Source organism: Candidatus Nitrosocosmicus oleophilus (assembly GCF_000802205.1).
GTDB lineage: Archaea > Thermoproteota > Nitrososphaeria > Nitrososphaerales > Nitrososphaeraceae > Nitrosocosmicus > Nitrosocosmicus oleophilus.
This window is the reverse complement of record NZ_CP012850.1, coordinates 3302605-3326023: the sequence shown is the minus strand read 5'-3', so window position 1 is coordinate 3326023 and position 23419 is coordinate 3302605. Positions and strand designations below refer to the sequence as shown.

Annotated in this window: 31 protein-coding genes; 16 read left to right on the top strand and 15 right to left on the bottom strand. The window is 33.6% G+C overall.

Going from position 1 to position 23419, the window contains the following annotated elements; all coding sequences use genetic code 11:
• Positions 1-103: 103 nt before the first annotated feature.
• Complete coding sequence (locus NMY3_RS16065) at positions 104-379, top strand: hypothetical protein (RefSeq protein WP_196816812.1); 276 nt, start codon at positions 104-106, stop codon at positions 377-379.
• Positions 380-591: 212 nt separating this feature from the next.
• Here NMY3_RS16065 and NMY3_RS16060 read toward each other — a convergent pair whose 3' ends face one another.
• A complete protein-coding gene (locus NMY3_RS16060; protein WP_196816811.1) occupies positions 592-840 on the bottom strand; it encodes a hypothetical protein in 249 nt (82 codons plus the stop codon).
• A gap of 539 nt (positions 841-1379) precedes the next feature.
• On the opposite strand from NMY3_RS16060, the gene NMY3_RS16055 reads away from it, so the two are divergent.
• Complete coding sequence (locus NMY3_RS16055) at positions 1380-1697, top strand: hypothetical protein (protein WP_196816810.1); 318 nt, start codon at positions 1380-1382, stop codon at positions 1695-1697.
• Positions 1682-2653 carry a hypothetical protein gene (locus NMY3_RS16050; RefSeq protein WP_196816809.1) on the top strand — a complete coding sequence of 324 codons (972 nt, stop codon included), beginning with the start codon at positions 1682-1684 and terminating at the stop codon, positions 2651-2653. Before NMY3_RS16055 ends, NMY3_RS16050 begins: the two co-directional genes overlap by 16 nt.
• Positions 2654-2862: 209 nt before the next feature.
• Here NMY3_RS16050 and NMY3_RS16045 read toward each other — a convergent pair whose 3' ends face one another.
• The 3 genes from NMY3_RS16045 to NMY3_RS16035 all read right to left on the bottom strand — a co-directional run bounded on the left by NMY3_RS16045 (position 2863) and on the right by NMY3_RS16035 (position 4839).
• Positions 2863-3306: a DUF1428 family protein gene (locus tag NMY3_RS16045; RefSeq protein WP_196816808.1), complete on the bottom strand. Its 444-nt coding sequence runs from the start codon at positions 3304-3306 to the stop codon at positions 2863-2865.
• A gap of 167 nt (positions 3307-3473) precedes the next feature.
• The gene (locus tag NMY3_RS16040; RefSeq protein WP_196816807.1) at positions 3474-3968 is read right to left on the bottom strand and encodes a hypothetical protein; all 495 of its coding nucleotides are present in this window, start codon (positions 3966-3968) and stop codon (positions 3474-3476) included.
• Between the two features lie 397 nt (positions 3969-4365).
• Positions 4366-4839, bottom strand: coding sequence for a pyridoxamine 5'-phosphate oxidase family protein (locus tag NMY3_RS16035; protein WP_231100134.1), 474 nt, complete (start codon positions 4837-4839; stop codon positions 4366-4368).
• Positions 4840-5401: 562 nt separating this feature from the next.
• Here NMY3_RS16035 and NMY3_RS16030 point away from each other — a divergent pair.
• The 4 genes from NMY3_RS16030 to NMY3_RS16015 all read left to right on the top strand — a co-directional run bounded on the left by NMY3_RS16030 (position 5402) and on the right by NMY3_RS16015 (position 7378).
• On the top strand, positions 5402-5590 hold the full coding sequence (locus NMY3_RS16030) for a hypothetical protein (RefSeq protein ID WP_196816806.1): 189 nt from the start codon (positions 5402-5404) through the stop codon (positions 5588-5590).
• 371 nt (positions 5591-5961) lie between these two features.
• On the top strand, positions 5962-6327 hold the full coding sequence (locus NMY3_RS16025; RefSeq protein WP_196816805.1) for a hypothetical protein: 366 nt from the start codon (positions 5962-5964) through the stop codon (positions 6325-6327).
• A gap of 8 nt (positions 6328-6335) precedes the next feature.
• Complete coding sequence (locus NMY3_RS16020) at positions 6336-6542, top strand: hypothetical protein (protein ID WP_196816804.1); 207 nt, start codon at positions 6336-6338, stop codon at positions 6540-6542.
• A gap of 488 nt (positions 6543-7030) precedes the next feature.
• Complete coding sequence (locus NMY3_RS16015) at positions 7031-7378, top strand: hypothetical protein (protein WP_196816803.1); 348 nt, start codon at positions 7031-7033, stop codon at positions 7376-7378.
• A gap of 167 nt (positions 7379-7545) precedes the next feature.
• Here the strand turns inward: NMY3_RS16015 and NMY3_RS16010 are convergent, their stop codons facing one another.
• Positions 7546-7764: a hypothetical protein gene (locus NMY3_RS16010; RefSeq protein WP_196816802.1), complete on the bottom strand. Its 219-nt coding sequence runs from the start codon at positions 7762-7764 to the stop codon at positions 7546-7548.
• 450 nt (positions 7765-8214) lie between these two features.
• Between NMY3_RS16010 and NMY3_RS16005 the strand changes: the two genes are divergently transcribed.
• On the top strand, positions 8215-8628 hold the full coding sequence (locus tag NMY3_RS16005; protein WP_196816801.1) for a hypothetical protein: 414 nt from the start codon (positions 8215-8217) through the stop codon (positions 8626-8628).
• Between the two features lie 301 nt (positions 8629-8929).
• Positions 8930-9193, top strand: a complete 264-nt coding sequence (locus tag NMY3_RS16000; RefSeq protein WP_196816800.1) for a hypothetical protein — start codon at positions 8930-8932, stop codon at positions 9191-9193.
• A gap of 521 nt (positions 9194-9714) precedes the next feature.
• Here the strand turns inward: NMY3_RS16000 and NMY3_RS15995 are convergent.
• From NMY3_RS15995 to NMY3_RS15975, 5 genes are all read right to left on the bottom strand, one after another.
• Positions 9715-10626 carry a sensor histidine kinase gene (locus NMY3_RS15995; protein WP_196816799.1) on the bottom strand — a complete coding sequence of 304 codons (912 nt, stop codon included), beginning with the start codon at positions 10624-10626 and terminating at the stop codon, positions 9715-9717.
• A gap of 102 nt (positions 10627-10728) precedes the next feature.
• The gene (locus NMY3_RS15990) at positions 10729-11274 is read right to left on the bottom strand and encodes a hypothetical protein (RefSeq protein WP_196816798.1); all 546 of its coding nucleotides are present in this window, start codon (positions 11272-11274) and stop codon (positions 10729-10731) included.
• A 699-nt stretch (positions 11275-11973) separates the two neighbouring features.
• Positions 11974-12333 carry a hypothetical protein gene (locus NMY3_RS15985; protein WP_196816797.1) on the bottom strand — a complete coding sequence of 120 codons (360 nt, stop codon included), beginning with the start codon at positions 12331-12333 and terminating at the stop codon, positions 11974-11976.
• A 435-nt stretch (positions 12334-12768) separates the two neighbouring features.
• The gene (locus tag NMY3_RS15980) at positions 12769-12915 is read right to left on the bottom strand and encodes a hypothetical protein (RefSeq protein WP_196816796.1); all 147 of its coding nucleotides are present in this window, start codon (positions 12913-12915) and stop codon (positions 12769-12771) included.
• A 35-nt stretch (positions 12916-12950) separates the two neighbouring features.
• Positions 12951-13091 (bottom strand): hypothetical protein, encoded by a 141-nt coding sequence (locus tag NMY3_RS15975; RefSeq protein WP_196816795.1) that lies wholly within the window; start codon positions 13089-13091, stop codon positions 12951-12953.
• Positions 13092-13597: 506 nt separating this feature from the next.
• On the opposite strand from NMY3_RS15975, the gene NMY3_RS15970 reads away from it, so the two are divergent.
• The 3 genes from NMY3_RS15970 (at position 13598) to NMY3_RS15960 (ending at position 16597) form a co-directional block, all read left to right on the top strand.
• Positions 13598-14401 (top strand): hypothetical protein, encoded by an 804-nt coding sequence (locus NMY3_RS15970; protein ID WP_196816794.1) that lies wholly within the window; start codon positions 13598-13600, stop codon positions 14399-14401.
• A gap of 112 nt (positions 14402-14513) precedes the next feature.
• Positions 14514-15710, top strand: a complete 1197-nt coding sequence (locus tag NMY3_RS15965; RefSeq protein ID WP_196816793.1) for an MEDS domain-containing protein — start codon at positions 14514-14516, stop codon at positions 15708-15710.
• A 71-nt stretch (positions 15711-15781) separates the two neighbouring features.
• The gene (locus tag NMY3_RS15960; RefSeq protein ID WP_196816792.1) at positions 15782-16597 is read left to right on the top strand and encodes a class I SAM-dependent methyltransferase; all 816 of its coding nucleotides are present in this window, start codon (positions 15782-15784) and stop codon (positions 16595-16597) included.
• An 82-nt stretch (positions 16598-16679) separates the two neighbouring features.
• On the opposite strand, the gene NMY3_RS15955 is transcribed toward NMY3_RS15960, so the two are convergent.
• The gene (locus NMY3_RS15955) at positions 16680-16919 is read right to left on the bottom strand and encodes a multiubiquitin domain-containing protein (RefSeq protein WP_196816791.1); all 240 of its coding nucleotides are present in this window, start codon (positions 16917-16919) and stop codon (positions 16680-16682) included.
• Between the two features lie 279 nt (positions 16920-17198).
• On the opposite strand from NMY3_RS15955, the gene NMY3_RS15950 reads away from it, so the two are divergent.
• Complete coding sequence (locus tag NMY3_RS15950; RefSeq protein ID WP_196816790.1) at positions 17199-17465, top strand: hypothetical protein; 267 nt, start codon at positions 17199-17201, stop codon at positions 17463-17465.
• Between the two features lie 200 nt (positions 17466-17665).
• Here NMY3_RS15950 and NMY3_RS15945 read toward each other — a convergent pair whose 3' ends face one another.
• Positions 17666-18313, bottom strand: coding sequence for a plasmid partition protein ParG (locus tag NMY3_RS15945; RefSeq protein ID WP_196816789.1), 648 nt, complete (start codon positions 18311-18313; stop codon positions 17666-17668).
• A 104-nt stretch (positions 18314-18417) separates the two neighbouring features.
• Here NMY3_RS15945 and NMY3_RS15940 point away from each other — a divergent pair, with 104 nt between their 5' ends.
• Positions 18418-19260 (top strand): class I SAM-dependent methyltransferase, encoded by an 843-nt coding sequence (locus NMY3_RS15940; RefSeq protein ID WP_196816788.1) that lies wholly within the window; start codon positions 18418-18420, stop codon positions 19258-19260.
• A 62-nt stretch (positions 19261-19322) separates the two neighbouring features.
• Here the strand turns inward: NMY3_RS15940 and NMY3_RS15935 are convergent, their stop codons facing one another.
• Entirely contained in the window at positions 19323-19649 is a 327-nt protein-coding gene (locus tag NMY3_RS15935; protein ID WP_196816787.1) for a hypothetical protein, read from the bottom strand.
• A 468-nt stretch (positions 19650-20117) separates the two neighbouring features.
• Between NMY3_RS15935 and NMY3_RS15930 the strand changes: the two genes are divergently transcribed.
• Together NMY3_RS15930 and NMY3_RS15925 are read left to right on the top strand one after the other, a co-directional pair.
• Positions 20118-20711: a response regulator gene (locus tag NMY3_RS15930; protein ID WP_196816786.1), complete on the top strand. Its 594-nt coding sequence runs from the start codon at positions 20118-20120 to the stop codon at positions 20709-20711.
• 416 nt (positions 20712-21127) lie between these two features.
• The gene (locus tag NMY3_RS15925; protein ID WP_196816785.1) at positions 21128-21346 is read left to right on the top strand and encodes a hypothetical protein; all 219 of its coding nucleotides are present in this window, start codon (positions 21128-21130) and stop codon (positions 21344-21346) included.
• 1038 nt (positions 21347-22384) lie between these two features.
• On the opposite strand, the gene NMY3_RS15920 is transcribed toward NMY3_RS15925, so the two are convergent.
• Entirely contained in the window at positions 22385-22795 is a 411-nt protein-coding gene (locus NMY3_RS15920; protein WP_196816784.1) for a hypothetical protein, read from the bottom strand.
• 352 nt (positions 22796-23147) lie between these two features.
• On the bottom strand, positions 23148-23324 hold the full coding sequence (locus NMY3_RS15915) for a hypothetical protein (RefSeq protein ID WP_196816783.1): 177 nt from the start codon (positions 23322-23324) through the stop codon (positions 23148-23150).
• Positions 23325-23419: the final 95 nt, after the last annotated feature.

Genomic DNA, 23419 nt, shown 5'->3' with positions numbered 1-23419 from the left:
AAATGATCTAAACTTCTTGTTGGGGTTAATTGGAAATTCGAAGGCTTTAAATATTATGGATAAAAACTTATCAACTTGAATAATTTTAACTTTAGTAATTTTCATGTATCGTTACATTAATGCTTCTGATAATACTCATTTGATAAAAGATGAACCATATTACAGAATAAAAAACAATCTTGATGTTCTTGTGGCTAGGTTGCCATCATCAAAGGTTAAAGAGGTGTTATTTGGAATGGTATCAAAGGTTTATTACAAGCGGTACCAGGTCGTACTAACAAAGTCCGAAAGCGATACAGAACAACTACTTTCAACGCTAATGGCTACAATAATAGAACAGAATTTAGAAATAAAAAGACTTGAACAAATCATACTATGATATTGTCATTGGTAGAAAATGTAGGTATTCTTTCTACGAATATTATGGCAAAATAGCATGTTATATCTTTAATTTTAAGAATGAATCTTTATATATTCCTATATCTCTATTGTGCGACCATAAAATTGGAGCGTTGTTACTACTATATTATAACACTATCTTATTATTTGGCAAAATCTAATTTAAATATCAACTATAAAAAAAATGAGTTGTTAACAACTGCCCTTTGACCAACCGACTTTATATCCCTTGGCTACTTCGCCAGTCCCTGGGTTGTATGCCAAACAATGGTTATGATCATACCAGCCTTGTTTACATCCTTCTATCCATGCTTTTGACTTTCCTTTTTCATCTGAACAATAATACGCAGCATTTGCGCTTTCTGTGTTCAGTAGCGATGGAGCCAAAGCCAGTGAAGCAGTGGCCAATATTATGGCAAACATATTTACTCTAATTTTCAATTTATTTGTAAATGATCCACCTTATATAAAAATATTATACAAATAGAATATATTCATAAAATTATTCTATGATGACGAGTAATAACAAAAAATTCTCAATCTTGCTTACACTAATGTCGTATGTCTACCAAATTACTTTTCAGTATCTTCTAAATGACTACGAATAATTCGGAACTTTATTACTCACCATACGTACGAATTCAGTTGGAAATGAGTTAATCATCGAGTTTTGATTCTTGTGTTATTTTAAGAAATCAAACATTAAAAAATTTCCAATATTGTTTCTATCCATTCTAGATGTCTTTTTTCATAACAGTCCAACGAATTCAAAAAATCAATGTTTTTTTGGTGATTTTAACTTCTAATTTTAATTTGACATCGTTTTCACTAACCTTTAGGTTGACATATTTAGTAGTTTCATCACTACAGTGATCATATCTTAATTTACACATAAAAGTACTCGTAGCATATCATGATCATATGAAATTGGATTCCTAACAATTCTTTAAATTCAACTTCATTATTTAAGAATTTGATTCATGAAAATTGGAAATTGGTTTGATAGGCTATCGTCTTCTCTAAAATCCAAAAACAGCTACGTTCCAATTATCATCGTGATCATGGTAGTCTCCGTTCTTGTAGATTCTCAACTAGGTATTATAGCAGATTTCATTCCAGAATACTTGTCTTCTCCTACAGGACTAACATTATTTGTTAGTTTGACAGTATTTTCTATTTTTTCTTCTTACTATCTAATAAATAATGTCAAACATATCAATAGTTTAACTGTTGGAAAGTACGCTCATTTCAAACTCATCTATTACCTTGTATTTACAGGGCAATGTCTGATTACATAATCAGTTATGGTATTTGGATTGGTATTTTAGGATTATTAGCAAGGGCCTTTATTTTATGGTACCGGAATTTTAACCAAAATATAATGATAATGATATTTGCCATGGCTATGATAGCATATGTTGTCAACGGAGTATTTGGTTTATTTAATCAAATTGATATGCTTACCCAACAAGACCGGATTATACCTTCAGATTATGTTGCTTATTTTCCTGAATTTGGTAATTTATCCGTTAGTGATCAAATTAATGTGGCTTATCAGATGTCTAGTTTAACAGCCTATATCTTAACATGGATAGGTGGCGTAAAACTACTCTATCAGAATTTGCGAAGAATTGGAAGGCTAAGGTTTTGGTGTATAATGATAATACCTCTAATATATTATAATATATCCTTTCCCCTTTTTGTATTGGGATATTTTGATCCAGTCAATGATGAAAATGCGTTACTAAATATACTAATCGTTTCGTTTGGAGGAATTATATCCGGTATTATGTTTGGTATTTCCTTTTTGTATGTAGCAAGGACTTTAAAGTCAAATTCTGTTATTAGAACTCAGTTAATCTTGACTGCGTATGGTTTTCTTCTTTTCTATATAACAGGGTCAGCCACCGCTGCACAGTCCGCATACCCTCCATTTGGCTTAATTTCAGTTTCGCTTATCGGCTTATCGTGCTATCTTATTTATTCAGGACTGTGTTCGGCAGCTCAAATTGTTTCTCAAGATCTTGTACTTCTTAGGTCTATCAAGAATTCTGTAACTGAACAAGCCAATTTCCTTGGTAGTATTGGCACTGCTCACAGAAATAAGGAATTAGAATCTCGAGTATTGACTGTTGCTAAGAATCTTGAGAATGAAATGGAAGAAGCATCTGAAGTTGAACCCTCAATGACTGAAACTGAAATAGTCGATTATATACAGTACGTCATGAATGAAATTCATCAGAGTAAGAAATAACAAATTGACATATTCAAATCCCGCATTTCCTGTTCCTATAGGAATTTAAACAATATCTGTTTGCCTAACATCAAATTTAGAATCGAGTGATTGTCATTATTTTCCTGGAGAATAATTATATTTAAAACAGGTTAAAAAATACAAGGTATCATGTTAAATTGAAAAAATTACTAAAAAACCATACTGGTTGAGCCCAAACAATGATAGGTTTATTCAAAGTTATGAATTTTACAGGTGTAAGTATCTTGGCACTGATTATTAACCTCTACTAGATTTCTAAATTCACCACTGATAAATCCAGTACCAGGAGTTAGTAACCTAATAAACTCTTCATAAATATCTTGACATTCTTTATCTTTTGAAATTTTTTCTACAACTAGAGTGCGGTGCTCCCGATCTTTATATGTTACCTGATTTATCCATATCTCTTCCTCGTCAGGATTGATGGTGATGACTTTGGTAATGTTAATGAATCCCGGTATATTTTCAGCACCTATTATGCTAAAACAGTCGTAGACTACTTCCTCTTTCTTAATAAACTCGATCAATCGGTTTGTAACTTGTAACAAGGATTCATGATTTTTCTTGGGGACTCGATAAAAGACAAATTCCACATAATTTTTATCATTTTTATCATTTTCTGATGATTCCATAATATCATCTTATGTTCAAACTTAAAACAAAAAGAATTACTCGCAAAGGGGAATTTCATTTCTATTTCAAGTGGTACTGATAAAAGGCCAGGCAAATTATACTTGGATGGCGGGTTCAAATCCCACACTTTGTATTTTTTACGATGTATTTGACATAGGCGCTATCTTTATTGAGTTAGGGAACTAACATCTCCATCTACTGTGTAGGTCACGATAAAGGGATTTCCCGCTAGATTGTGGAATGCTAAAGCGTTACCAGCAAATACAAATGATCCTGCATTAAATGAGGATTCTGTAAATTGTTTCATTACTGATGCCGCAAATTTGCCATCATCAACTGACGTATTCAATGGTTCTGCAACTACGGATGAATTTGATATCAAATTGTATTTATGTAGAATTACTGCCTCAACGGGTTGGCTTGCGGTAAATGAAACTATACCTGAATAAATCTTTCCGTCATCTCTTAGTGGAGCTGCAATCACAACTTGATGTGATTCATGACCTGGTAGAGGATCTTGCACAGACTGCTTTGTATCTTGCACTACAAAGGGAGTGGATTGTTCCTGTGGTTGTGCCAATACTGTTTCCGAAAGTTGAATACCCAAAGCAATTACACCAAGTAGCGCAACTGCAGATAATACTATGTTTACTTTATTCATTACTTTGTGAATAAAATACAATATATATAAACTAGTAGCAATAACGTATTGTATTTAGGGTCTATGAAAAGGAAATGCATTGAGTAATAAGGTTCGATATTAGAAAATGAAACATCGCCAATAGAGTGGGTGGGGTTATAATCAAAACGATCTTTAATGGTATCAGATGGGTTCTATCAGGAGAATGAACGGCCTATGCAGTTTCAAGCACTGTTAATGCCGAAAGAATGTGATATTGAGCCTTGCTATTATCAATAAATTTTGAAATATCATATTTGGTGCTCATGAATTTAGTTCTTTGTCCCTTTCCTAGACCTGCGATCCTGTCTATGAACTTATGTTCCTTTATGGGACTGCGTTTTGTATTATTTTTTAGTGCATGAGATAGAATTAAATCCTACATAGATTTTCCAAAATCCCAAGCCGAGAAAAACTTGGGTGTAATTTCAATTACAATCTGTATTCCTTTTCTTGTATTTTCTAGAATCATATTGGCAAGAGGGTGGTCTGTTGTACCTAAATATTTAATATTTAATTTCTCTACAATTGGTATGTTCCAATCTATGTCTTCAGATATTCTCGCTGCCACTCTTCCTTTTACTCCTTTATAGGGGAGATTCCCATCATCAATTGAGAAGTAAATTTTATCCGGATTTCTATAAATATTCTGAGCCTTCTTGGTTATTTTTTGAGTAGCCTCATAAATCTTGTTCGATTCTTTGTCATATAGAAACCAGATTGGTTGAATGATTGGGTATCCTTCTTCGTCTATTGTAGCTAACTGTAAGTTGAGTTTACTTTCAAGAAAACTATTAACTTCCACCTCTGTGACTTTATTTGGCATGCCGGGAAAAGCTTGGATTAATTTCAATTTACAAAAGTATCCCCTATTTGATATAACCTTTCCTTAAACTGCTAATTTACCAGAGTATTGCAATCAATTAACAATTTCAACATAATTATTTGTACAGAATAATTGTATGAGAAAGAAAACTCTTAAAATTAAGAAAAAACAAAGAAATTCGATACCGACCTAAATTTCAATGACGATTTCATTTGCCTATGAGATGAGTCTTGTATATGTCTATGATACCCAAGCAATGTGAATCAAAACCTTGTCAGGTAATTGGGTGATTTTACTTGGTGACTTAAATCCTGATTACTTTTATTGTAGACATGATGATGAAAATTTAATCACTGTATTGAGTGATCCTGTATCTCCGTTTCAAAATGTTCGGTCAAAATATAAACTACAATAAATCATTCCTTTCAACTTTGTAGCTGGTTCAAATCCCACACCTTCCACCCTTTGTTTTTAGAATGATTGCATCGTTTTTCTGATTAATTATCTACTGCATTATTAAGAAAGAAATTTGTAATTTTGTTTATATACTCCTAAAGTTTTGTCCATTCTGTGGAGTGAGCAAAGAAGAATGACTAGAGAGTTTTGTTGTGAGAAATTCAAAGAAGAATATGAAAGTGAATGCATTAGACATGACACAGAGATTTTTAAGTTTTCAGGAGATCATAAAGGAGTTTACTATCTTATGTTTGAAGGCAACATTGCTAGCGCGCCTTTAGTTTTTTGTCCCTATTGCGGTAAGCGATTGGTCGGCTCCTAATATGTATGGGCCCATGGATCACTAAAACAGCAGCACTATATAATCAAGAAATACTTAATGAGCGTATGGAATAAACCCTAAAACCAAGATAATCACTTTGTTCACTGGTATGACGATAGTAAAATGATTCTACAACACAGATAATTATAGATTTGAAAGAAAGTGTATCAAGCGCATTTAATATTTCCAGAAAGCTTTATCAGATAGTAACCATTACATATTGTAGGAAGATTAAAACATTTTTCCAATCTGCAACATGGAATAGGACATAAACTAGCTGAATATTATATTCTTCTAATGGAACTTATAGGGTTATTTATACTACATTCGAGTAATCAAAAATATTTTAAATGCCTAGATTAAGATGCTTTATGAATGGCATATTTGATTCTTTGATTTGGGGTTTTATTGCAAGCAGTCCTTTACTTATTGGTTGCCTCATTGCATTGTATGTCAATTTGTCCCGTCAAGTCATTACAACAATAATGGCTTTTGGAAGCGGAGTACTAATTACAACCTTGACTTTTTCAATTTTAGTAGAGGCTTTTCAGGTCACCCACACTCTCCCCGCTACTGTAACTGGTTTCATTCTCGGAGGAATATCTTTTAGTATTGCAAATTATTTCCTCAAGAAAAAATCGGCTGCCAAAGCTAGTAGTAATAACCTGAAGAAAGGATCAAATTATAAAGAAAAAGGAATACTACGTCATCAGACTCTGGTCGTTCCTTATTCATAGGTGCTCTAATGGATGGTATACCAGAAAATGCAGCACTTGGGCTTACACTTGCAACTGGAGGCGTCTTAAATATTGCTTTTCTTGTTGCAATTTTTGTTTCAAACCTTCCTGAAGGATTGGCTTCAACTTATGGAATGAAATCTAGTGGCATAGGTAAAAAACGAATACTAGTTACTTGGTCCATAGCATTGGTACTATCAACAACTCTGGGGTAAACTATTTTATCATATGCTAGCCCACCTATTATCTCAATATCGATCGCTTTCGCAGCGGGAGCAGTACTTGTTATGCTAGCCGATTCTATGATTCCAGTGGCGTTTAAGGAAGGAGGAATTATTAAAGGAATCGCCCTATTAGCAGGTTTTCAAGTCGCGGCTATTTTGACAAAACTACAGGGTTGATGAAATCAATAGAATCTAAACCAAGTATGGTATCTCAACGTCTCACTTTTGCAACTGTAAAGTTTATTACGATTTCCTTAATCAAGTGATTTTGGTGTTGACATCTTACTTTATTATTAGGTTCAAATAGTTGCAGCGGAATCTAAATAAGAACCGTATTAGTAATGTATTTTCGGTCACATTGTTATTTTTATAGTTATTTATATGAAATGACCAAATAATGCTTATTTTAGTCGCTATTAATTAAAAATATATGTTATTTAGAGAATGTTTATAAAAAAGTATGATACAAAGCTGTAATATTGGAATACAATGAACTAGGAAAAGCAATATTGGGCTTGGATTCTGCAATAAGGTTTGTAACAATATTTGATACAAAAGATGAAAAGATTCTGTACTCGGAGCATAATCCTGGAACTACAAATTTATTATCAAAAGAAGAGAGTCAGGAATCCTTGCAATTAGCCATTAACGCATGGAAAACTAGAAGCAAGTTGGCTTCAAAGATAGGTAAAGGAAAGTATGTTCTAGCAGAGTACGAAAAGATTAAGCGTATAACCATGCCCTTTGACGAGAGTCACTTGCTTTATATCACAACTGACGTTGGATCTAATTCACTCGATCTAATTGACAAGATAAAGAATTTGTGACAACGGGGTTCAAATCCCGCACTTTACATTTTTATAATTAATATAAAAAATATTGTTTGTTCCAAGGTATTGTGATATTCTTATTGATTAAAAATTTGGTTGAACCGACACCTCGTTCTGAATCACCGGGATCACCATAGATGTCGTTACTTTATGTTCTTCCGCCATCATTTGGATGAGTGTAATTTCCACCACCGGTATCTTCTCCCAACATGGAATGTATCTACTCGGATGGTCAGTGTTATTATCATAACCCATTTTTTTGCAGTATCAAGGCCAACTAAACAGTTTCCTGCTACATTATTATTACCAGAAGTAGTGCAATCATACATCCCTATTTTTTGTGTATTTACGCTAAAAATAATTATTGGACTTGTTGCGATCATTGTCTACATATCGCTATTGCTATAAGAGTTAGAGTGCTAACAGAATTTGCTTTGTTGGTTATGTTCTAACTCTAGCAAGTTTGGTTATTTAGGAATTGTCAATAGTATCCAAAATTGAGGTTTTAGTATTCCCCAAATGATCAAGATAATAGTCATTGTTTATGCGCTTTGGTGAAAAAATATATCAGGTTCAAATAAAAGAATCATGCTTGTTGATCTCTACGGTAAAATCAATACTAGATTTTACTTTGTTTATTGAACCTTTTCTATTCTTACTCCATTTGGGATCCAAAAAATAGATAATAATCTAAATAATATTTATAACCTTAAAACTTCCATATCTCTTACCAAATTTACAAATCTTTGAGAATTGGGGTAACATCAGAATAGCATTTCTGATTCTACAGGACTTAAAATGCTTTTATATGTCCAGATTATATGAACAATTTAATGGATACTAATATAAAGATACTCGCAATAGCACTTGTTGCTATATCGATCGCCGTAGCTCCATCATTGCTCGTCAATAAATCTGTATATGCTGCATATTATTGTGCAGATGAAATGGGAAAGTCAAACGCATGGATCGAAGGATGTAAACAAGGTTGGTATGATCATGACCATTGCAAAAGTTACAACCCAGGGACCGGCGAGGTAGCCAAGGGGTATAAAGTAGGATGGAATAAAGGAGAATGTAAAAGTACACCACATTATTGTACAGAGTACTCTGGAAAATCACAGAGTTGGATACAAGGATGTAAACAGGGTTGGTGGGATCATGACCACTGTTGGGGATATTCTCCGGGATCAGGGGACTATGCTAAAGGATACAGTGTTGGCTGGTCAAAAGGTCACTGTAAGTAAATAATTTATTCTTTCTTTTTGTTTTCTTTCTAATACAAACAATCTGAATGGTTCTAGACCAAATGGATATTTCTACGTGATTGCAGATCATCTTGTTTAATACTTTAGAATCAAACACTACTCTATCAAGAATATACACGCCTTCTCAGAGAAATAACTAATTAGATAACAAATACCTTCAGATAAGATCGGGTTCAAATATGACGTATTGACCTTTTGGATAGAATGGATAGGACATTATGATCGGTAAATTGGTTCGTATCGATAAAGAAAATAGAAATCGCTAGGCTGATACAAATAAATGAAGTTTTTCAATTCTTCTATATCATTGGCAACCTCATCAGAAAACACTACACCAGATGGAAATAAAATCCGGTGGATTATTGAAGTTAATGATCTTTACAAACAAAACAAAGGAGACAATAGGTATGAGAATCGGTATTCAATAGTTCATAAAATTTATGAGGGAGAAAACTTCATTGAATCTCATAGTATTACCGTCAATAAAAAAAACCTTTTTCAAATAAAAGACAAAATAGATATGGTTTTAAATGAATGCATGTAGAGAACCAATTCTTTTTTTATTTCGACAATAGATATCATGTGTTTGTTGTTTTAGTAAATTCAGTATCAACTATAAAATTCTAAATATCGTAAAAGAAAATAACAAAATTATCAGTCAATTTTCAGTTACTACAAATCGTAGCGAAGCATTGATGGGGATCCAAGCTAACAATAGAAATGTAAAGTTTGAAAGGATACAAAATAACAATTTAATGATGATAATAATAATGAAATCAGGCCGATCTTGGGTTTGATTTAGAAAATAGGCGCAATAAATCATCTATTTATTGTTTTGTTGGAGCTAGACAAATTTCAAACTAGAGTACAAACAATAAATTATTCAAATTATTCATACTACTGTTATTTTGCTTGTTGGTTGTGCACATATATAGTAAGGGCTGTAATAGGTAAGAACTAAGATCTTATCCTTAGTACTTTTCTATTCTTTTTTGGTATGGAGTTTTTCATTCCGGGTAACTCTGTGTGAGTATTGACCTTTCTATAGTTTGTCTATTCCGCCCATCATATTCCTGGTAATTTGAATGAGAATGTAGCGCCTCTACTATCTTGATTATTTTTACCCCAAATAGTACCATTATGCCTTTGAATAATCTCTTTAGAAATATATAGTCCTAATCCTATTCCATAGGATGATTTGCAGGCGAACTTGGCAAATAATCTTGAATTTAAATCGGGATGTATGCCTTCCCAGTTATCTTTTATAAGTACAATAACAATATTTTTGCCATCCTCAACTATTTTCTGTTCGACAAATATGGATATCAATCCTTCCTTTATGATAAAATTTATGGCATTGTCTATTATAATATAAACAACTTTGGAAATTCGGTGTCTGTCGACCTTTACCATTATCTTCCCATCAAAACCATGCAATTGAAAACTTATTTTTTTCTTGAATTGATTATCGAATTTTGGTAATTTCTCTAGCTTAATCCTGCAGTCTTTGATGATTTCCAAAATTACACGATTTAGATCAAATGTCTCTTTTGAAATATTAAACAAATTCCCCTCCATCATTGTTAGGGCCAAGATGTTTTCACTCAATGATTGTAGCCTTTTACCATTATCTATTACGACGTCAAGTAGTCCTATTTGTTTCTCGTCTTTCAGTTTGTCTTTAACAAGTGTTGTCAAGCCAATAATAGGTGTAATTGGAGTCCTAAGGTCATGTGCAACTGCATTAATGAATTCCTTTTGCATTCTATCTTGGATTTTTAGTCGTTCATACAACTCTGTCTGTTTCCAGATCACGTCAAATATTGCCGTATATGTTAATACTGTGGGGATACTGTTCGAATATGTGGCCAGTCCTATCGCTTCTGCTACTGTATGCTTGGAGTCATCCCTCAACTCTGCAACTATCGAAAATCTTTTATCAATTACCAAAATTGATACTTGAGATATTGGATCCATAAATCTAAAATGAAAATTTGGGTTGCGGGCCAGTTCATATCATAATTCTTCTATTTTCTCATCCTTAGGTGTCAAAACTTTAATTTTTACTCCATGTCTTGTCTATCCTATTTCTTTTAGAGTCTGTATCGACCCAGTGCGTTCTTGTCTGTGAAAAGCATTGGATGTAGAAAAAATAATTAAAATCTCTTTTTTGGCAATCCTTAGAAGTTCAACTACCTTAGTTTGCAGCTCCACTGGGTCATTAATCGATTCAATGACCTCGGGAATTCTGCTCTCCTCGATTTCCTTAATTTTTCTACGTGCTGGGATAGCGTTTCTCCAAAACGTGTCAAAGATGTATTGACCTTGTTCAATAACATTAACTGCGTTACTCCAATAAACCTCAGTTAATGGCTGCATGTTTTGGATGAGTGTTGCTGCCATATACTCTGCTTCGTTGATTGCCAAGCCCCCTTTAAGACCATCAAGGTGTCGCAGCTCAGTCACCAAACCAGTTATTTCTTTACAGAATGAAATATTTTCAGGTGTAATCTCTGTGATGCATCTAATCTTACAACCTTTCTTTAAGATATCATTATAACTATCACGATATGAAGGGGTAGTGATTAGTATTGATGGACCTTGGTAGTCAAAATTTATGTCCATTTTTGTCTGGGTACTATGAATAAATGCATATTTTTTTCATTATTGGCTCTTGCCCATGTAAAATCTCTGTTTTGCTATTCTTAGCACTACTATGGGATATTACTAATCGATCGTAATTTGAACATCTATCTATTTATAGTTATTCTGGATTATGAATTTTCAACACATTTACGCAATACTAGAAAATGGTTTCTTATCTATTTGTACTTTGAGAATTGAATGTAGTTACATAAGGACAAACAGAGAATGAAGCATTACTAATTTTGAAATCATGTGAGTGTGCTACCCAATAATGATCAAACTAACTAACCGACTAATCAAGTCTAATCACTTTCTTTAATACGTGTAAAGGTGGTTTTGAATAGTTTTAATATTTCAATGAAAACTACCTAATAGAATTTTCAAATTCTTTGTCCAGTTTTACCTTCTAAATCCCAATGAGAAGTTAATTCAATGCTAAACAAAGCAAGTGTCAGTCTTAATATGAGTAAAGAATTACCTGTCAAGTTACAACAATATTTGTCCATCTAGAATTATGATCTGATCTACTGATACTGATCCGTTTAGTAGGTATACATACAGTAATTTCATAAATTTTAACAATCATAAACTTGAATTGGTGATAAAAAAATTAAAGGATTGATTGGAGTCGATTTATTCAGCTAAGGCGAATTTGCTATATTTTGAACTCTACATTCATCATCCAGTTGAATTAGCTATTAATCTGTCTAACTCATTATCAGCATTTTGACAATCGTTTAAGGCTTCATCAGTATTATCATTTTCTATTTGTTGAATACAACTTTCCAAATGGGTGTCTACAGTCTCTAATGATGGTTGTTCATTATCTGTTTGACTTGAACTAGATTGATCATTGTTAGATTGATCATTGTTAGATTGATCATTGTTAGATTGATCATTGTTAGATTGATCATTATCAGAATCTTCTGTGGTAGCAAATACTGGGCTAATAGAACCTAAGGTGGATACTGCTGATGCACCAATCATCAGTACAGAAAATGCTACGATAAAGATGCTTAAATTTCTAATTTTGTTCATCAAGGTTTATCCAAGCCGTAGGTAAATAAGTATTTACATTTATGTCCGAATTTGATATTTTTTATACGCTGCTTATGTTTTTCCATAGTGTCATAGGATCATTGTGCACGTATCCACTAGATGATGACGACATTTTGAAATGATCTTAAACACAAGGAGTGAATTTTGAACCTCCGAATGAAAGTAGAATATTTTAGATCTGATAATTAATTTCTGCAAAATTGAGGAATATCAAATGTAAAATAAGCTAATTTATCACACTTCAAGAATTTTTATTTTAGGAATCATTCTTAATTAAATTAACCAGAAAAATTTTTTACTAATAAACACAAAATTATGGGGATGGATTGTTATAGCACAAAATCTTGGCAGTAACAGTGATCTCCCCGCTATCCTGAGCTGTACCTTGAACATTCCAGGAAAAACCAAGATGCCTTAGAAAATATTTATAGATTTTAAGGATGATCCATCTGAAGGTTCAAAGTTTGAGGTTCCACTTATCAAAGCATCCCCGGCATCGCACGCTACGGTTGAAAGGGCTGTGTCAGAACCAGTGGCAGGAGCTCGATTTCCATCCCGCACATAAATATTGTCATTACTGATGATTACTGGAAATCCTATTCCTGATGTTCCTTGTTCACTTGTACCGATAATGTTTGAACTTCCGTTGTTACAACTAAAGAAATTACTGTCTCCGGAAACATATTGACTATTTTGATCTGCTTCTTGGGAATTATCTTCGCTTTAAGAAGCGTCATTTCCATCCCCTTCTTGTCTAATTATATTGTTATCTTCCTTCTGTGCAAATGTAAGTTCAAATGGACTCAACACAATCGAAATCACAAATACGGAGGTGATCAGGATATATAACAAAACAAATTTTTATTGAATTTTCACAAGTTTTTGGATATAATTATTCTAATATCGATTTTGAATAAAAGATAGTATTGATTGAGACTAATATTTTATCATTGTAAATATCATCGACTAATAGATCGAAAATAGTTTTCTGTTGATAATCTAATTTTGTATCTTGCTTATTCGATAATCTTGATTCAAATCCTTCATGCAATTTTTCACTTTGAGATTTTAATTTGATTATCACACAATCTCAAATAAAAATGGCCTGTTCTATTTCTTAAGGGAACATATTATAAAAATGAAAAGGAGCAAAGTGAATGATTCCAAAACGGAAGTATCTTTTTGAATCAATATTCATCCACCTCTCATTTGTTTATATATATAGAGATATGCGATTGATCTCATGAGAAATAATACAAAGAAGAAGAATATTACTATACAAATAACAATCATGACCTCTTTAATAGTAATGGAAATAATTGCCTTTGTTGGTCATCAAGGACCACTAGCACTAGAACAGGAAACTAATGACACAAGAGTAACAAACCAATGGCTTAACATAATGTCTAATGTAAAAACATTTGTAGTTTCAAATGTTTTCTCTCCTAAAATTGTTGATTCAGCTTTTATACATCCCTTTGCCGTTGTTATAGGTGATTGCTTTATAGGGAAAGATGTATTAGTGGCCCCTACAGCCGTTTGCAGAGCAGATGAAGGTGTTCCAATTCACAACGGGGGTTATTCTAACATACAAGATGGTGTCATACTACATGCTATTGATGCTGTTAAAGTTGGGATAAATAATGATAACAAAAGATTCTCTCAAAATGGAGAACGACTACTTGGAAATGATACGAGGTTTGATCAGGGATATGCTATTTTCATCGGTGGCAATGTAAGCCTAGCACATGATTCAGTAGTCCACGGACCTGTTTGGATTGGAAATAACACCATAGTAGGAGTAAAAAGTGCAGTACTTGATTCAAAAATAGGTAATAATGTTGTCATAAGGCTTGGAAGCATTGTAGTAGGAGTTGAAATCCAGGATAATACCCTTGTTCCTATTGGTAGCATAATAACAAATCAAACACCGGTTGCCAGTCTGCCTTCAGCTATCGGAAATCCAAGTCAACATCTTAATCAAGGGGATCTTTTGAATAGCCAAGTATTGGCGAAGGCGTATAATAACGCAAGTATTGAAAAGTAAACATACTTGAGGATATGCTAGGTCACTTTACGGTTTTCCTATCTCAAATCTATTTTTTTGATTCTTAATAATGCACTTATACTTCATAATCAGAATAGAATAGTGTATAGTCTTGACAATTAATGTATATAAACCCAAAAAGAATGATGATATTTCACATGCATTTTCCATTTATTCTAATAGTCAAGAGAAATTGGATGCTGGTTTTCAATTTTTGATTGAGGGTTTGGAAAAAGATGAATCTATCTTGTTTGTAACAGATGACCTTTCTAAGGAAGAAATTATAGAAAGACTAAAAAAGATTTGTCAATTTCGATTCAATATCTCTACCTTAGTAAATGATGGGGTAATTACTATCTTGTCGAGTACCCAATGGTATTTTTTTGGTGACATGTTAGAAACGGGTAAGCTGTCGCCCTCTGGTGGGATGACAATGAGCAAAAATCCTTCTCCGATGCATAATGATACTAGTATGGAGAATGAAGATAATATTGAAGGTAGTCATTTTGTTTTACCAATGGACAGCAAAAAAAGATTTCGAGCTTTTTACGATATGAAACCGTTTTTTGAAAAGAAATATTACGAGGCGTTGATCAACTATGAATCAACACAAAAAGGTGCTTCCAATCCAACACATACTTTGTGTGCTTATGAAATAGGCTTGATGCAAGAGATAAGTCCAGAAGCTTTTAGAACGTTGGTAAAGAATCATACACTAATAAATGAAATGAACTATGACGCGTTGATTGACCCTAGCGCCAATATGCATGTCATTCTTTTATATGATAAACAAGATGATTTAGACAAGGCGGTTTCAACATACATTAACGAAGGCTTAAAACGAGGTCAGATATGTATCCACGCCTCTGTTAGTTTAGCAAATGAAAGCTATTTAGAAAACTTTTCATCACAGATTACAAATTATCAAGAAAACATCGAAAAAGGAAATCTTATTGTTATTGACTTGGTACCTTATTATGTTAATGCGATGGAAGGAAATTTAGAATCTTTTAATAAATTGAAAGAAGAAATGATTTTTAGAGCCAATCAAGACATAAACAGAAAGGACAAGCACATACGTTTAACCGCAGATTGTGCTACTCTGTTGCTTAAGAACAAGCATTTTGAGGAATGCATCAATCTGGAGGATTGGTGGCACGAAAAACCTTTTGACGGTTCATATGTGTGTCCATATCCAAAGTCATTACTTGATCGATATCCATTCAATGCTTTCCTTTCAAGACTCATTCATAATCATGATGTAATTATAGATAGCAATGGAAAATTGATTCACGAGTATATGTTATAAGCCCTGTTACTGTATCTCATCATGAATACAATATTAAAGTTTATCAGGCTAAGCTGAGGCATGATTTTAGGTTGAATAATTCAAACCAGAGCATCAGGAAAAGATGGGCCTTAGGTGATTACAGAAGTATTGGCAAAGTGATTTCTCCAGTCTCAGCTAAGTTAGTAAGACTTGTTAATGTTAAACCTGTATATTCTGTTTTAGATGTGGCGTGTGGATTCGGTAACACTGCAATAACTGCACGCAGAGCCGGTGCAAAGGTGACAGGTATAGACATTACACCTGAGCTTTTAGCTCAAGCAAAGGAGGAGGAGTCCATTGCAAAAGTCAGTGGGATTGATTGGAGAGAGGGTAACGCTGAAAGCCTTCCATTTGAAGATGAATCATTTGATATTGTATTGTCAACATTTGGTCACATGTTTGCATTAAACCAAAAGGCAACGGCATTCGAGATGCAAAGGGTTCTCAAGAAAGGTGGACGCGTAGGCTTTGCTACTTGGTCTCCAGAGCTTGCATGGGGAAGAATGTATGATACGATATCAAAGTATATACCCACTGTTCAAAATAACCAATCAATGACACCTCCTCCTCCGTCCCCTATGCAGTGGGGAATCCCGGACAAAATTCAAGAACTATTGTGTGATGTGAAGGATATATTTTTTGAAAGGGATACCGTTGAATATGCTATCCTTAGCCCAAATCACTACTGGCAGGAGATGGCAACAAAATCAGGCTCACTGATTCAACTAATTCAGGCACTTGAAGAGGAGAATAAAATGGAAAAAATAGAATTGATTAGACAAGACTATCTAAAAACCATAGAACCATACATACATGATAATATAGTGCGATTAGGTTATTTGCTAACAATGGCAACGAAGGTATAATTACAGTACCTTTTCCCTGAGAAAGTTGACAAGAAAATTCTAGAACTAAAGTAAATTGTCTAATCTATCCGTGATATCATAACTAAGTCTGTTTTAAGGTTGCATCAAAGCGCATTCCGGTTTCAACCTTAATTTTCTTATTTTCACCCAACAATTTGCTCTTCTTCCTCTTTCTATCCAAAACCAAGTAAATATTATACGCAAGGGATGAAAATCCAGCTAATTCTAATAATTCAGATGCAGTGATGGCATTCTTATCCAGAACTATTGCTTTATCATTTACATACACTTTGTTTTCTCTCTCAACTTTCGTTAATTCCATTATATGATGTAGTATTGTGATCATAATTTATAAAACTAGCACAGGGGGTCTCAAATTGGCGAAATGGAAACCTTGATCGGTTCTACCTTTTTAGATCTCCTTGGCAAACCAATTTGAGAGGGTGTGACTAATCAATACATTCATGCTAAATAATCATCTGAATATTTTCACAAAATCATTTATCAGAATATTTTACTGGTTAAGTATTTTATAGAAATGTGATAGCAATGAGTATCCAAACTATGATATAATAAATTTCATCTATACATTATGATTATAATGAGTAACATAACAAAAACTAGTAAGATTGGAGTATTTGCAATGATGTTTATTGCTACAGCTCTCGTTGGTTCAGTCGTAGCATTTGGAGATAACATGGCATTTGCAACAGGTAAACATAACAAAGCAGAGCAGGGAATTGAACAAGGTCAATCAAGCGAACAGAATGCACAATGTGTATCTGGTGAATTTACCTTAGCATCATGTAACAATGTAGGAATACAATTACAAGAACAACTAGGCGACTTGGCACTAGGCCAACAATAAATTTTTTTTGTTTTTACTATACTCTAAGAAACATTGAATTTTATAATCTTTATCTATTTAATGAATTGAAAGATCGGTAACAATGTCCGACTATTTCAAAAAAAGGGGATCTAAAATGTTTGGATCTAGTTGGATCTAATATGGTATTTTTTATTATTTCATATTTGATTTCTGTACTATCTTCTTATTCGCTTATATCACTAGCTCAAGAAAAGTTTATGCATATTTTCTTTGGTCAAATGCAATTTGTAAATCTGATCATCATTAAGGATAAATACCTGATCATGTAACTCGAACATTTCTATCATTTCTGTTGTAGAAGCTTTAAACATGTTATTCAAATCATATGCACAAAATACTAGGCCCTCTAATCTATTCTTGTCATATTCTTTTTCAAGAAAGCATGCTTCCTTAATTGAAGAGTCTGCAATATCATTGATGAGGAAATCAAGTAAACATATTTCTTTATTATTAGAATTCTGCGAAATATTTTGCAATATGTCTTTAAGATGATTCAGAGGATCTTTTTGAGACGGCTTGTATGGTGTTATTGTCCCATCAAACCAGTCTAGTTTTTCTAGTGCCTCTGTAACTGAAGAATTAGATGACCGTACGAAACATCTAAACCATTCACCTTCCTTGGCCAATTTATCTAATGACTTGATCATTCGAATCACAGATTCCGCGTTATCGTATAGAAGTAAATGGTGTCGTTTTGGTATTTCGTCTTGTTTTTTTAGCCACTGATCCACGGCGTCCTTCACAATTGAATTTATGGAAACACCCTTCTTTTTTGATTGATCGCCAAGTTGAGAGTGAATCTCATCATCGAAGCCTCGGATTATCATGTTACGGGCCATAACTTTATGAAATCTTCAGAGCAATATAAGTGATGATATCGAGATATCATCAAAAGAAAACTATTTATATGGTGATATCACGATATCACAATATGAGTCAATTAAATCTGTCAAATAAAGAGAATGAAGCAAGTGAAAAAGAAAGTTTGAAAAATAAAAAAACCGAGAATGTTTGGAAACTAGGGGATTATCGTAGTATCTCTACGATGCTTCCTTCAATATCTTCTCACCTGGTGAGATCAATAAATGTTCAATCTGGAGAGGATGTTCTTGACATCGCCTGCGGAAATGGAAACACTGCAATTACGGCAGGGAGAATAGGTGCAAATGTAACCGGAATTGATATCACGACGGAACTATTAGACCTTGCTGCAGAAGAAGCGAAAATTGCCCAGGTTGATGGGATAACATGGAGGGCGGGTGATGCCCAGAATTTACCCTTTGAGGACGAATCCTTTGATGTTGTTCTTTCAACCTTTGGACACATGTTTGCCCCTCAGCCAGACCTCGTTGCCAAAGAAATGATGCGAGTGACAAAGAAAGGTGGTCGGATAGGATTCGCAACTTGGCCACCCGAGCTTGCGATTGGATCAATATTTAAAGCAAATGGTAAACATTTACCTAAACCAGTTAATAGTCCTCCTTCTCCAATACTTTGGGGTGTTCCTGAAGTAATAGAAAAAAGATTAAATGAAGTATCAAAAGTGCATTTTGAGCGTGGTACAGCACTCTTTCCGATTCTTAGTCCAAATCACTTTTGGGAGTTTATGAGTACAAAATATGGACCATTGATTAATACTATTCAAATATTAAATAATCGCGGTGATTCTAGTGAAACCGATTTACTTAGAGATGATTTCTTGAAAGCAATAGGTCCTTATGTCTTTGACAATAGTATTGGATTGGGTTACCTATTGACCATTGCAAAAAGATAGTAGGGTTTTTGGCATAGAGCATACAATTTCATAATTTTACAATAGTGAAGACTATGACGATGTTACATTTTGTCTATCTCATTATCTTCATTTGTTTCTATTAATGACCTCTCGGGATCTACAATGTATTTTACCAACTTTTCTTTATCTATTTTAATAGCTAAAGTGCCACTTTTCTTATCATGATCGGAAATGATTATTTTTCTTACTATCATCCATTCAATATTTTTTTCAAATGTAAATAATAGTTCCTTTCTATGATAACTTGTTTCCTCGGTTGTATCATAGGGTTCGAGCCTCGCATCTATTTTATCATATAACTCCTGTAGGGAATTAAATGTATGATTTTTCTCAGGTTCGTTTCCTAATATCAGATGTATATGGGTCATTATACTTTTTGTTATTTCTAAATCCTTATTCACAGGTCTAAATATTATGGTTGTATGCAATAATTATTTATCTTATTTAACGGTCATTTCGCTACCTATCCAACTTGAAAATATCTGATCAGAATGGGAAAAGAATCTTTATATTGATTCGTTTGATATACTTTTACCAACTATTCTTTTCCGTAAGATTTGGCAAGCTAACTTGCCAATGTTATTCATCTGAATTACTAAAATGCTTATTCTTTTCTCTATCAATTTTGGGTTGATATTGTCTATAAATGGTGTTTGAAAGATCATGATGTTCTTGCTTTTATGTCAAGAATTTGAATATAGATTCTAAATTCCACTGTAAAAGCGAACCTCGCATTTAGCATTATGTTACCAGAACAAATTAGACATTAGGATTTAAAACGATGTATTTAAGCTATGTTGATTATATGTTTGTAGTCTAAGGTGAATGAAATGGTTATGAACTTTGTAGAGTGTGAATTCCAACGCGAACAACCATTTGAAAAACCTGGGGACAAGTTCTACAAAGAACACGCTGAAACTGTTATGTATAAAGAAAAAACATCTAATTCAACCGCAACTGTTGCAGATACCATCTTATCCGATCATTACAAAAGAACATCAAACAAATCTGAAGTTGTCAAACCTACTAATTCCTTAACAAAAGAATTTGAACCGGCCAACATCTTAATTGCAGAACCCGAATCCGATATTCTAACCTTGTTTAAGACATTTCTAGAAACTCTGGGAGTAAGGTCGGCTACAGTCGCTGATGGTGAGGCAGCCCTTGAATTTTTTCTTGAGAAGGAAAACAAGGGTAAACCGTACGACGTGGTCGTTTTGGATACTCACTTAAAGGGTCTAAATGGTCTTGATCTAGCAAAAATGATACATGATATTAGCCCCACCCAACGAATAATTGTGGTTACGACAACTCCAAAGGAATACTTATCAAAGAATGTCTTAAAGTCTGCAATGATAGAGGAGGGGGACATTCTAACCATGCCCTTTAGACTATCTGATTTCATTTCCAAATTGAAACAGAGAGAATGAACTCTAGACTTTGCAAATTTCTTGTTATACTTTGTAATAAATTCTGTTTTTTGTGAGAGCTCAAAGAGAGTGTCATAATATTGCATATCCGTCATAAGATGGAATAATAATCTGCGTTTTTGTAACCTCCCGATGTATGTTGGAAACATGTCAACATGTCTATTTCATAGGATTTCAAAAAAAAACATTGTCTTGTTTGATTTGTTTCCCTGAGCGATTATTTGAGAAGACATATAATAATGACATCTAATAAAATAGCAGATTTATTCGGATAGACTTGGCTAGAAAACAACGCCCTTCAACCTACATACCTACATAAAAATCACTTTTGAGATATTTTATACCCTCCTCAGATCAAAAGACCCATTGTTGGTTGCCATCAATTTTAAATATTGGCATATGGGTTTATTTGTATAATGAATAGTCCAAAAATTTTGGGGCTTGGCCTCCTGGCAATCGTGACATTGTTCTCACTAGTTGCAGCAATCCCAGGAACAATCAATGTTTCTTCTACAATTCAGCAAGTCAATGCATCCGAAGGTGGTGATGGCGGTGGTAGTGAGAGAGAATGTTTATCTTCTTCATCAGCTCTCTTTTTTGATAGTCAACCTGCAGTAACTACTGCCTCCGCTTAATTATTAGATCAGAAAAAGCTTTTAGATCCAATTTCTTTTTTTAGTTTTTTTGTAACCGACAAGTCAGTTTGTTTATCTCGTTGTCCTTGCGTTAACAACGGGTTTTGTATATTTGAAGGGAGAGATGTCATTCCGGCATGACCCAGGGATTCTCTAGTTGTAGTATTATGTTTGTCTATCTTACAAAAAGAAAAGGGGTTTAAAATAATTCTAAATGCATTGATTTTATGGATTATTGACTAATCGCTGTTATACCTGAGGTAAAAAATATATTTCTTAACTCAAGTTTCGCATTTTTTTTAAAAAAGTCCTTAGCAGCAATTTCTAATTCTTTGTTTGTCATATCATTTTCACAATGCATATCCAACTCAATAAAATATTACCGAGAGAATTTATCCATCATAATCATCGATACTAGATACCAATGATGGGGTTTGAGTAATTCGATGATGAGCTAAACAAGTCAATTTTCTTGAAAGAAAACAAAATAATGGAATCTGACTCGGTTGAGGAGAGAAACCAATCTTGGAGTCTGACATTTTTACGATTTATCGAGCAACCATACTTTTTTGTCATTTTTGTTTGCACCACAGAAATTTATTATTAATAGAAAATTCTTTCAGAGTAGATATCGCCTGAAATGGTTATGCTTTTTATAAAATAATAACTAATCAATATGTATGAGCATTAGTAAACCTGAAGATTTTATAACATGTAAAGTATGCAACCACCCGAAATCTCTTCATGTGGCTATGGGTATGGGCAATGCTCCTCCTTTTTGCAAGGTTGAGGGGTGTAATTGTCCTAGTTTTACACTATGATACGGTTCAACTCGGTCCAGAATTGATAATACGGTTTTTAGTATTGATCTTGATAACAAAAACAATCAAAGTCAATGCATATAATAAAGAAAACGTTCATTCTTCGAGCATCAAGTTATCAAACACTTGCTTACATTGAGATTATTTTTTTGATCTAAATCATAATAAGGATACCCACTCCTGCCACCAGACGGGTAAAGTAATGAAAAATGTATTTCTAGATCAATCTGTATCCACTACAAATATAGGATTTATTTCTGGAATCAAATATTCCGTCTAAAAAACACACCATGCCGTCAAGATCTTTTAACTCCTCATTGCGAGTAAAGTATGTTCTTATTACATAGTATTTGCCATTTCGGCTTGTATCTTTTCCAATAAACGAAATTTCTTGCCCGCTTTCTATAGCCCAAATACCCTGCCAGTTAGAAATAGAGACGCCATTTTCAAAAATTACTGAACGTCCATGACCCTCTACAGTACCGCTTGGAAATGAGTCTATTCCTTTAATCTTCCCAGTCCAGCTACTTTCTCTTTCGATGATTGATTTATCTTTATCCTCCGAAATTATTGTGCTATTGGTTGGAAAATCTACTTCCTCAAATATTTTTTTTCCAATATTGATCATTAATCCATATCTTTTTCACACCTTTTAAAAGATGTTGCGTAATGATGATTGATATTCGTAATCTCACTAATGTATGTTAGGAACTTATAACTATCGAAAAATACTTTTTAGAATTGACTCCGTAATTGATACCAAAAAAAAGAAGAAAAAAGAAAACTAGGAACATTTATTGAATGAGCTGTCTTTATCTCTTATCCTATTTCTAATTTCGAGAAATTGTTGAATCGGTCGGTGGTTGTTCAAAAGTTGGTATGCACTTACCATTTTGATGTGCTTCAACACCCAGGTTATTTCCTGTTAATGCATTAAGTTCTGGAGAAACCGATTGTGCTCCTGTGTCACCGGTCTGTCCTTATTCCGTCTCCTGTTCGGCAGCACTATTGCCTGTTTGCCCTGCAGCGCTATTCCCAGTACAAACTTCCAATGGTGTGCCTAAAGTTGCCAACACATTTGGAATATAATCACCCAATATGCCTGTTACTATAAAAACTGAAAGAATTTTAGTAATTAATTTATCCATGTTTTGCATTGAAAAGATATGATATTTACCGCTTGCCTCAAATAGTTATTTAGCTTTCTTATTGGAAAAAGATGGTCAATATTTATTTTTCTGTGATTATTTTA

What these genes read in the sequence shown, in the direction of transcription:
- NMY3_RS16065 (WP_196816812.1), top strand. Translation starts at nt 104, where the DNA reads ATGTATCGTTACATTAATGCTTCTGATAATACTCATTTGATAAAAGAT.
- NMY3_RS16055 (WP_196816810.1), top strand. Translation starts at nt 1,380, where the DNA reads ATGAAAATTGGAAATTGGTTTGATAGGCTATCGTCTTCTCTAAAATCC.
- NMY3_RS16050 (WP_196816809.1), top strand. Translation starts at nt 1,682, where the DNA reads ATGTCTGATTACATAATCAGTTATGGTATTTGGATTGGTATTTTAGGA.
- NMY3_RS16045 (WP_196816808.1), bottom strand. Translation starts at nt 3,306, where the DNA reads ATGGAATCATCAGAAAATGATAAAAATGATAAAAATTATGTGGAATTT.
- NMY3_RS16040 (WP_196816807.1), bottom strand. Translation starts at nt 3,968, where the DNA reads ATGAATAAAGTAAACATAGTATTATCTGCAGTTGCGCTACTTGGTGTA.
- NMY3_RS16030 (WP_196816806.1), top strand. Translation starts at nt 5,402, where the DNA reads ATGACTAGAGAGTTTTGTTGTGAGAAATTCAAAGAAGAATATGAAAGT.
- NMY3_RS16025 (WP_196816805.1), top strand. Translation starts at nt 5,962, where the DNA reads ATGAATGGCATATTTGATTCTTTGATTTGGGGTTTTATTGCAAGCAGT.
- NMY3_RS16020 (WP_196816804.1), top strand. Translation starts at nt 6,336, where the DNA reads ATGGATGGTATACCAGAAAATGCAGCACTTGGGCTTACACTTGCAACT.
- NMY3_RS16010 (WP_196816802.1), bottom strand. Translation starts at nt 7,764, where the DNA reads ATGATCGCAACAAGTCCAATAATTATTTTTAGCGTAAATACACAAAAA.
- NMY3_RS16005 (WP_196816801.1), top strand. Translation starts at nt 8,215, where the DNA reads ATGGATACTAATATAAAGATACTCGCAATAGCACTTGTTGCTATATCG.
- NMY3_RS16000 (WP_196816800.1), top strand. Translation starts at nt 8,930, where the DNA reads ATGAAGTTTTTCAATTCTTCTATATCATTGGCAACCTCATCAGAAAAC.
- NMY3_RS15995 (WP_196816799.1), bottom strand. Translation starts at nt 10,626, where the DNA reads ATGGATCCAATATCTCAAGTATCAATTTTGGTAATTGATAAAAGATTT.
- NMY3_RS15990 (WP_196816798.1), bottom strand. Translation starts at nt 11,274, where the DNA reads ATGGACATAAATTTTGACTACCAAGGTCCATCAATACTAATCACTACC.
- NMY3_RS15985 (WP_196816797.1), bottom strand. Translation starts at nt 12,333, where the DNA reads ATGAACAAAATTAGAAATTTAAGCATCTTTATCGTAGCATTTTCTGTA.
- NMY3_RS15975 (WP_196816795.1), bottom strand. Translation starts at nt 13,091, where the DNA reads ATGACGCTTCTTAAAGCGAAGATAATTCCCAAGAAGCAGATCAAAATA.
- NMY3_RS15970 (WP_196816794.1), top strand. Translation starts at nt 13,598, where the DNA reads ATGAGAAATAATACAAAGAAGAAGAATATTACTATACAAATAACAATC.
- NMY3_RS15955 (WP_196816791.1), bottom strand. Translation starts at nt 16,919, where the DNA reads ATGGAATTAACGAAAGTTGAGAGAGAAAACAAAGTGTATGTAAATGAT.
- NMY3_RS15950 (WP_196816790.1), top strand. Translation starts at nt 17,199, where the DNA reads ATGAGTAACATAACAAAAACTAGTAAGATTGGAGTATTTGCAATGATG.
- NMY3_RS15945 (WP_196816789.1), bottom strand. Translation starts at nt 18,313, where the DNA reads ATGATAATCCGAGGCTTCGATGATGAGATTCACTCTCAACTTGGCGAT.
- NMY3_RS15940 (WP_196816788.1), top strand. Translation starts at nt 18,418, where the DNA reads ATGAGTCAATTAAATCTGTCAAATAAAGAGAATGAAGCAAGTGAAAAA.
- NMY3_RS15935 (WP_196816787.1), bottom strand. Translation starts at nt 19,649, where the DNA reads ATGACCCATATACATCTGATATTAGGAAACGAACCTGAGAAAAATCAT.
- NMY3_RS15930 (WP_196816786.1), top strand. Translation starts at nt 20,118, where the DNA reads ATGAACTTTGTAGAGTGTGAATTCCAACGCGAACAACCATTTGAAAAA.
- NMY3_RS15925 (WP_196816785.1), top strand. Translation starts at nt 21,128, where the DNA reads ATGAATAGTCCAAAAATTTTGGGGCTTGGCCTCCTGGCAATCGTGACA.
- NMY3_RS15920 (WP_196816784.1), bottom strand. Translation starts at nt 22,795, where the DNA reads ATGATCAATATTGGAAAAAAAATATTTGAGGAAGTAGATTTTCCAACC.
- NMY3_RS15915 (WP_196816783.1), bottom strand. Translation starts at nt 23,324, where the DNA reads ATGCAAAACATGGATAAATTAATTACTAAAATTCTTTCAGTTTTTATA.